An 8511-nucleotide genomic window follows, 5' to 3' on the forward strand; every position below is an offset into this window, starting at 1 on the left:
CGTTTTTTTGGGAAATCACATCATGAGCAAACCAATCGTCTTTTCCGGCGCCCAACCCACCGGGCAGTTGACCCTGGGGAACTATCTGGGCGCCCTGCGGCAGTGGACCCGCATGCAGGAGGATCACGACTGCATCTTCTGCGTGGTGGATCTGCACGCCTTGACCGTGCGTCAGGATCCGGCCATCTTCCGCGAGCGGATTCTGGATCTGGCCGCGCTGTACCTGGCCTGTGGCATCGATCCGGACAAGAGCGTCATCTTCATCCAAAGCCATGTCCCGGCCCATGCCGAACTGGCGTGGCTGCTCTCCACCTTCACGATGATGGGCGAGCTGGATCGCATGACCCAGTTCAAGGACAAGGCGCGCAGCCATGCCCACAACGTCAACGCCGGCCTCTATACCTACCCGGTTTTGATGGCCGCCGACATCCTGCTCTATGGAACCCATCGGGTGCCGGTGGGCGAGGATCAGAAACAACATCTGGAACTTTCCCGCGATGTGGCGGTGCGTTTCAACGGGCTCCACGGTCCGGTGTTCGTGGTGCCCGAGCCGTTGGTGACCGGGGGCGGGGCGGCCCGCATCAAGGATTTGCAGGAACCGACCAAAAAAATGTCCAAGAGCGTCGAGTCCGATCTGGCCAAGGTGATGATTCTGGATACTCCGGAGGCCATCCTGAAGAAATTCAAGAAGGCGGTCACCGACGGACTCGGGGTGATCTCCGACGACGAGGCCAATCAACCCGGCGTGGTCAACCTGCTCAACATCTGGCGCGCCGCCAGAAACGCCTCCATGGAGGAGGCATTGGCCCACTTCTCCCACAACATGTACGGCAAGCTCAAGGTCGAGACCGCCGAGGCGGTGATCACGCTGCTCGATCCGGTGCGCAACCGTTTCAACGAACTCCGATCCGATCCGGCGGAGCTGGAAGGGATCCTGAATCGGGGCGCCAACCAGGCGCTCGAGCGGGCCGAGGGGATGATGAAACGGGTGATGACCGCCCTGGGGCTGCCGTTGCATGCGGGTCGCTTCGGCGGGCTGGGTGGGAAATGAGCGGCGTGCGGTTGCAAAAATGGCTCGCCGAGGCCGGACTCTGCTCCCGCCGCGAGGGGGAGCGGTGGATCGAGGCGGGTCGGGTGAGCGTGGATGGCCAGATCGTCACGACCCAGGGAGTGCAGGTCGGACCCGACGCCGTGGTGTGCGTGGATGGCCAGCCGGTGGCCGGACGCAAGGGGAACCTCAAGGTGGTGGTGGCCTTGCACAAGCCGGTGGGGGTGATCTGTTCGCGGCGCGATCCCGAGGGACGCCCCTCGGTGTTCGGACTGGTCGAGGGGGCGGGGGTGCGTCTGGTGAGCGTGGGGCGGCTGGATTACAATTCGGAGGGGTTGCTGCTCTTCACCAACGATGGCGAGCTGGCCAACCGGTTGACCCATCCGCGTCACGAGGTGCCGCGGGTTTATCGGGTGCGGGTGCATGGCCGGGTGGATGAGCCGCTGTTGAACAAACTGCGCGCCGGCGTGAACCTGGAGGATGGTCCCACCGGTCCGTTGGATGTCGCGCTGGAGCGGGTGGTGGGGGCCAACAGCTGGTTGACCCTGACCCTCAAGGAGGGGCGCAACCGCATCATCCGCCGGATCTTCGCTGCCTTCGAAATGGATGTGGCGCGGTTGATCCGGGTCTCCTACGCCGGCATCGAGCTGGGGGAGATCCCGTCGGGCGCCTGGCGCTACCTGACCCGCGCCGAGGTGGGCGGGTTGTTGCGGTTGGTGGGGTCTCGCGGTTGAATCGTCATTCCTTGCATGATGGAAAGGTGCTTTATGAAAGGCCGTGATCATGCGAATTCTCCGTTGCGTCTGGCTTGGGCGGATCATCGTGCCTTGACGGGCATGGGGGACACGGAGATTCTCACCGCTGCCATTTCTGGTTTTCATGCCCGGCAAGCGGTTGAAAAAGGTCTGAAAGCGTGGTTGTCGGCGCTGGAGATTCTGTTTCCCCTGATGCACGACATCAGTCGATTGTCGCCATTGTTGCGGCAAAGTGGTGTGGAGATGAGTGGTGTGGAGATGGAGGCGTTGTGGGAGTGGGTGGAGCTGACCCCATTTGCCGTGGAGCACCATCATGCCTGGGATGAGGATGGCGAAGCCCCATTGGAACGTCTGGATTTGATGGCGCGGATTGGTGATTTGCTCGCATCCTATAGAGATGCGCATCCGGGACGCATCCAGCGCGTATCCAATTGATGCCGGATCTTGATCGGTTGCCGATTGAGGCACCGCGACTCTTGTTCGACACCCTGCTGGCCGCCTACGGACCGCGCCACTGGTGGCCGGCGCGCACCGTGCCGGAGATGATGATCGGGGCCTTGTTGGTGCAGAACACCGCCTGGACCGGCGCGGAGCGGGCGGTGCGTCGGCTGGAGGAGGCGGGTCTCCTGAACTCCTGGGCCCGTCTGCGCGCCACTCCGGATGAGACCCTCGGCGAACTGATCCGCCCGGCGGGCTTCTTTCGCGTCAAGACCGGACGGTTGCGGGCTTTCGCCGATTTCATGGCAACCTTCGGGGATGATCACGCGCGGCTGTTCGGTCTGCCCACCGGGGCGTTGCGTCAGTCCCTGCTCGCGGTGCATGGCGTGGGCAAGGAGACCGCGGACGCGATTCTCTGTTACGCGGCCCAACGTCCGGTGTTCGTGGTCGATGCCTACACCCGGCGCATCTGTCACCGGCTCGGCTGGTGCGCGGAGAAGGCCGGGTATGATGAACTGCAAACCCTGACCGCAAGCCGCCTGCCGGCGGATGCCGCCCTGTTGGGCGAGATGCATGCTCTGCTGGTCGAGCATGCCAAGCGCCACTGCCGCGCCAGGCCGGTGTGCGCGGGTTGTCCGGTGGGGTTCTGTCCGCTTCGCCATTGAAACAGGATCGGTCAACCCTGCTGGTTCACACATCATGTGATCGGTATCCAAGACGCCATGACCATTCAACCGCCCCGTCTGATCCGTCGTCTGCCCGAGGTGCTGGCCAACCAGATCGCCGCCGGCGAGGTGGTCGAGCGTCCTGCCTCGGTGGTCAAGGAGTTGGTGGAGAACAGTCTGGACGCCGGGGCCACCCGCATCGAGGTGCGCATCGAGGCCGGAGGCAGGCGGTTGATCCAGGTCTCCGACAACGGTTGCGGCATGGTGGCCGAGCAGGCGCGCTTGAGTCTGGAGCGACACGCCACCTCGAAGATCGCCACCGAAAAGGATCTTTTCGCCATTCAAACCCTCGGCTTTCGCGGCGAGGCGTTGGCCGCCATCGCCTCGGTCGCCCATCTGGAGATGGAAAGCCGGGTGGACGGGGAGCCGGATGGGGTGCGATTGCGGCTGGAAGGGGGAGCCGATCTCAAGGAGAATCGCGCCGTCATGCCTGTCGGCACGCGCGTGACGATCCGCAATCTCTTCTTCAATACCCCCGCGCGGTTGAAATTCCTGCGCGCCGAGCGCACCGAGATCGGCCATGTCACCGAGCTGGTCGAGCGCCTGGCCCTGGCCCATCAGGAGGTTGGCTTCAAGCTGGTGGTCAACGGTCACGACAGCCTGGAGTTGCGCGCCGGGGACGATCCCCGGCATCTGGAGGCCCGGTTGGCGGCGCTGCTGGGTCGCGACTTCGTGGACAACTGCGCCCAGTTCGAACGCCAGCACCCCCAGGCCAATCTCTCCGGCTGGCTGGGTCTGCCGGCCCTGCACCGCGCCAACGGCTCCTCCATTCATCTGTTCGTCAACGGGCGATGGATTCGCGACAAGCTGATCAACCATGCCGTGCGCGAAGCCTATCGCGACCTGATTCCCAAGGAGAGCCATCCGGCCCTGGTGCTGTTTTTGGAGTTGCCCCCCGGCGATCTGGATGTCAACGTCCACCCCACCAAGGAGGAGGTGCGCTTCAACCAGCGCGATTTCATCCATGGTCTGGTGCGCTCCACCCTGGGGGATGCCCTGGCCGGGTTGGGTGCGCGCACGGTGCGCGCCGAGATGCCGTTTCGTCTGCCGGGCGCGCCCGATGGGGAGGAGGTTTCCCCCGCCGGCGTGCGTCTGCCGGAGGCGGTCAGCCAGCCGGTCCACTGGGAGCGTCCTCCGAGCCCGCCGCGTGGTTCGGGCGGGGCCGGGTCGTTTTCCACCTCGGGTTTCTCGCGACCCGGTGGGGGCGCCCTCTCGGGTGGATCATCGACCACCTTCACCGGAGTGCGCGAGGGTTCGGGTGTCGATTGGTCCGTGCCTCTGCCCCCCATGCGGGGTGCGTTGTCTGGCGAGGCGCGGAACCAAGAGGATCCGGTGTTTGTCGAAAAGAACGAACCAGAGATCGGCTCACGCCTCTCCGGCATGGATCCGGCCACGATCGACCTCGGCGAGGCGATCGGACAGATCCATGGCACCTACATCCTGGCCCAGACCCCCACGGGTCTGGTGGTGGTCGATCAGCACGCCGCCCACGAACGCGTCGTGTATGAGGAGCTGAAGGCCGCCTTCGCGCGGGATCACCTGCCGCGTCAGATGCTGTTGGTGCCCGAGGTGGTGCGCTACTCCCCGGTCGAGGCGCGGTTGATCACCGCCCATCTGGAGGAGATGGCCCGTCTCGGCGTGGTGGTGGAGCCGTTCGGGGGGAACGATTTCGCGGTGCGCGAACTCCCTGCCCTGATCGCCGACGCCCCGGCCCGCTCCCTGGTGCTCGATCTGGCCAGCGAGATCGATCGCTTCGGCGCCAGCGAGGCGCTGCTGGCCCGCCTGGAGCCCCTGATCGCCACCATGGCCTGTCACGGCTCGGTGCGCGCCAACCGACGCTTGAGCCGCGAGGAGATGAACGCCCTGCTGCGCAAGATCGAATCGACCCTGCATGCCGGACTCTGCGGGCATGGACGTCCGACCTACGTGGCGATGAGCCTGAAGGATCTGGAGAAACTGTTCGGACGCCGCTGAGGGTTTGTCCGGGCGGTGGAGGTTCCATCCGGAGATCGCACTTTTTCCATTTCAGTCATACAGAATCTTGGATAACGAACATGGTGACTTTTCCGGTGGGTGGCATGTCGTGCGCCTCGTGCGCGGGACGGGTGGAACGGGCCCTGAACGGGGTCTCCGGGGTGGAGAAGGCGGCGGTCAACCTGGCCATGGCCCAGGCGACGGTGAGCGGCGCGGCGCCTTTGGATCGGTTGATCGCGGCGGTGCGCGAGATCGGTTTTCAGGTGCCGGTGGTGACCGAATCCTTCGCGATTCAGGGGTTGTCCTGCGCTGCCTGCGTGGCCAAGGCGGAAAAAGCCATGAGCGCCCTGCCAGGGGTGATGCACGCACGGGTGAATCTGGCCTCCCAGGAGGCAGTGGTGGCCCATGTGGCGGAGGTGGTCACCTTCGAGGCGCTGCACGATGCCATCGGCACGGTGGGTTTCACGCTGATCCGCACCCGTCCCGACGAGGAACCGATCGATCTGGCCGAAGCGGAACGACAACGCGAACAGGCCTTGATCCGTGGCCGCCTGGTGATCGGCGCGGTGCTGCTGATCGCCAACATGGTGGTGATGCACTGGCATGGACTTCCGCATGCCGATTGGTGGCAATTCGCGCTGGTGACCCCGGTGCAGCTCTGGGTGGGATGGCCGTTTCACGTCAGCGCCTGGGCGGCCTTGCGACACGGCGGGGCCAACATGCACAGCCTGGTCACGGTCGGCACCTTTTCGGCCTACCTCTATTCGGTGCTGGTGCTTCTGGCCCCAGGGTTGTTCACCGCGCGCGGGGTCGCGGCAGAGGTCTATTTCGACTCGTCCGGAATGATCATCGTTTTGATTCTGCTGGGGCGGTTCCTGGAGATCCGCGCCAAGGGGCGCACCTCCCAGGCGATCCGTGAGTTGATGGGACTGGCCCCCAAGACCGCGCGGGTGGTGCGTGGCGGCGAGGAGATCGACATCCCCTTGAAAGAGGTGGTGGTCGGCGACACCTTCGTGGTGCGGCCCGGCGAGAAGATCCCGGTGGATGGCCTGATCCTGAAGGGCCAGGCCACCCTGGACGAATCGATGCTGACCGGCGAATCCATGCCCGTGGAACGCGGCAAGGGGGAGGCGGTGACCGGCGGCACGATCAATCGTACCGGCTCGGTGATCTGCAAGGCGGTGAAGGTGGGACGCGACACCGCCCTGGCGCGCATGGTGGAGATGGTGCGCGAGGCCCAGGGGGTCAAGCCGCCGATCGCGCGCCTGGCCGATCGGATCGCGGCGATCTTCGTGCCCGCGGTGATGGGGATCGCGACCGTCACGTTTCTGGCCTGGTTCTGGTTTGGGCCCGAACCGGCCTTCAATTACGCCCTGTTGAATTTCGTCGCGGTGTTGATCATCGCCTGTCCGTGCGCGCTGGGTCTGGCCACGCCCACCTCGATTCTGGTCGGCACCGGGCGCGGCGCGGAACATGGGATTCTGATCCGAGGCGGCGATGCCCTCGAAACCGCCCACAAGATCGACGTGGTGGTGTTCGACAAAACCGGTACGCTGACTCTCGGCAAGCCGGTTCTGACCGACTGGACCGGTTCGGAAGCGCATCTGGCGCTGGTGTCCGCCGCGGAACGGCGTTCGGAACACCCGATCGCCGAGGCGATCGTCGCCGGCGCGCGGGCGCGGGGACTGACGCTCGACGAACCGACACGCTTCGAGGCGATTCCTGGTCACGGGGTGTCCGCCGAGGTGGCGGGGCAGGCGATTCTGGTGGGTACCGCCCGGCTCATGCAGGAACACGGGGTGGATCTCGCCGGGAGCGAGGAGGCGTTCAAGGCGGTGCAACAAGGGGGTAAAAGCGCGCTTCTGGCGGCGGTGGACGGGGTGATCGTGGGTGTGTTGGCCGTGGAGGATGGGATCAAGCCGCGTGCCCAACAGAGCGTCGCCCGTCTGCGCGCGATGGGGATCAAGGTGGTGATGCTGACCGGGGATGGTCGCGTCGTCGCCGAGACCATGGCCGCCCGCCTGGGGATTGAAGAGGTGCGCGCCGAGGTGCTGCCCGAGCAGAAGGTGGCGGAGATCCAGAGGATTCAAGCGAAGGGTGGCGTGGTGGCCATGGTGGGCGACGGCATCAACGATGCGCCGGCCCTGGCGCGCGCCGACGTGGGGATCGCCATCGGTACGGGTACCGATGTTGCCATGGAGGCCTCGGACATCACCCTGGTGAGCGGGGATCCGATGGGGGTGGCCACGGCCATCCAACTCTCCCGAGCCACGATGCGCAACATCCGCCAGAACCTTTTCTGGGCCTTTGCCTATAACGTGATTCTGATTCCCTTGGCCGCCGGTGCCTGGTTTCCGTGGTTCGGGGTTTTATTGTCGCCGATCTTCGCGGCAGTGGCCATGAGCCTTTCCAGCGTCACGGTGGTGAGCAATGCCTTGCGGTTGCGTCGTTTTCGAGTGGATCTGTCCGGTGAATGAGTTGGCGCAACTATAACCTTTGGCGGAATGGATTTGTTTGCAAGGAGGCTCTATACTCACAATACGGTCAATCATGTGCGGCGCTCAATTTTCCGAGATCGTTACCATGGAACTCCCGCCAGGGAGGTCCATGGTCGGGGGGCTCCCCCCATCAGGCTAAGTTACGCTGGATTGACGCTCACGATACCTGAGATGTGCAAGGCTTCTGGCCCTGATCGGTGGATCAACCATTGGGAGATGGAACATGGCTGACGAGAGCAAAGAGTTCACCCCTTCCGAGGAACAGAAGGCGGAAGCCCAGGTTTTCGACGATCTGACCGCTCTCCAGAACGGCGCGCCATCCGACAATACTGGTCCGGTCGCCAACTCCGATGGCGTGACCGTGGCGGATGCGAACGACGATTCGGATCTGGCCAATCTCCAACCCGCCAATCTGGTGACCCAGCCGGTTGCCTTGCCGACACCCGGCAGCGCCGATTTGGGAGAAGGTATCGAGCCGGTTGTGGAGACACCCGGCGAAGGTGTGGGAATCCCGCCCGTGGAGAATCCCCAGGGTGCCGCCGCCGACCCCGTTCCCCCCACGGAGATCGCCCCACCGGATCCGTTGTTGGTCAACTATCCGCGTCCGGACGTGGAATCCGAACCGCGACAACTCCCCGAGGAACAGACGATTCCCGAGGTGCGTGGCGTTGCGGCTGCCGTGACCGTCGAGCCGTTGTCGGGTGCAGCCTCGGATGCCCCTTCGACTCCGACCACGCCGACCTTGCCGACGACACCAACCTCCCCAACGGTTCCTCTGTCCCCCACCACCCCGACCACCACCACCTCTCCGACGACGCCGACGACGGTGACGACGCCGACGACGCCGACGACGCCGACGACGGTGACCAGTGCGACCACCCCGACCACCCCGACCACCCCGACGACGGTGACCTCGGCCACGACGCCGACCACCCCGACGACGGTGACCTCGGCCACGACGCCGACGACGGTGACCAGTGCGACCACCCCGACCACCCCGACGACGGTGACTAGCGCCACCACCCCGACCACGGTGACCTCTGCTACGACTCCGACGACGGTGACCTCGGCCA

At 65.0% G+C, this 8511-nt stretch carries 6 protein-coding genes and 1 pseudogene; all 7 read left to right on the forward strand.

Annotated elements, in window-relative coordinates:
• Nucleotides 1-22: 22 nt before the first annotated feature.
• Nucleotides 23-1051: a tryptophan--tRNA ligase gene (trpS, locus tag ACV4UY_RS07940; protein ID WP_491607063.1), complete on the forward strand. Its 1029-nt coding sequence runs from the start codon at nucleotides 23-25 to the stop codon at nucleotides 1049-1051.
• Nucleotides 1048-1782, forward strand: coding sequence for a pseudouridine synthase (locus ACV4UY_RS07945; protein WP_491607064.1), 735 nt, complete (start codon nucleotides 1048-1050; stop codon nucleotides 1780-1782). The genes trpS and ACV4UY_RS07945 overlap by 4 nt, the downstream gene beginning before the upstream one ends.
• A gap of 33 nt (nucleotides 1783-1815) precedes the next feature.
• A complete protein-coding gene (locus tag ACV4UY_RS07950) occupies nucleotides 1816-2238 on the forward strand; it encodes a HEPN domain-containing protein (RefSeq protein ID WP_491607065.1) in 423 nt (140 codons plus the stop codon).
• Nucleotides 2239-2255: 17 nt separating this feature from the next.
• On the forward strand, nucleotides 2256-2906 hold the full coding sequence (locus tag ACV4UY_RS07955; protein WP_491607066.1) for an endonuclease III domain-containing protein: 651 nt from the start codon (nucleotides 2256-2258) through the stop codon (nucleotides 2904-2906).
• 57 nt (nucleotides 2907-2963) lie between these two features.
• A complete protein-coding gene (gene mutL / locus ACV4UY_RS07960) occupies nucleotides 2964-4940 on the forward strand; it encodes a DNA mismatch repair endonuclease MutL (RefSeq protein WP_491607067.1) in 1977 nt (658 codons plus the stop codon).
• Between the two features lie 80 nt (nucleotides 4941-5020).
• On the forward strand, nucleotides 5021-7417 hold the full coding sequence (locus ACV4UY_RS07965) for a heavy metal translocating P-type ATPase (RefSeq protein WP_491607068.1): 2397 nt from the start codon (nucleotides 5021-5023) through the stop codon (nucleotides 7415-7417).
• A gap of 244 nt (nucleotides 7418-7661) precedes the next feature.
• Nucleotides 7662-8511 (forward strand): annotated as a pseudogene (locus ACV4UY_RS07970) (hypothetical protein); the annotation flags it as partial.

Source organism: Candidatus Magnetaquiglobus sp., assembly GCF_058402785.1.

Bases quoted from the DNA above. Each gene is read 5' to 3' on its own strand.
- trpS (WP_491607063.1), top strand. From the start codon at position 23: ATGAGCAAACCAATCGTCTTTTCCGGCGCCCAACCCACCGGGCAGTTG.
- ACV4UY_RS07945 (WP_491607064.1), top strand. From the start codon at position 1,048: ATGAGCGGCGTGCGGTTGCAAAAATGGCTCGCCGAGGCCGGACTCTGC.
- ACV4UY_RS07950 (WP_491607065.1), top strand. From the start codon at position 1,816: ATGAAAGGCCGTGATCATGCGAATTCTCCGTTGCGTCTGGCTTGGGCG.
- mutL (WP_491607067.1), top strand. From the start codon at position 2,964: ATGACCATTCAACCGCCCCGTCTGATCCGTCGTCTGCCCGAGGTGCTG.
- ACV4UY_RS07965 (WP_491607068.1), top strand. From the start codon at position 5,021: ATGGTGACTTTTCCGGTGGGTGGCATGTCGTGCGCCTCGTGCGCGGGA.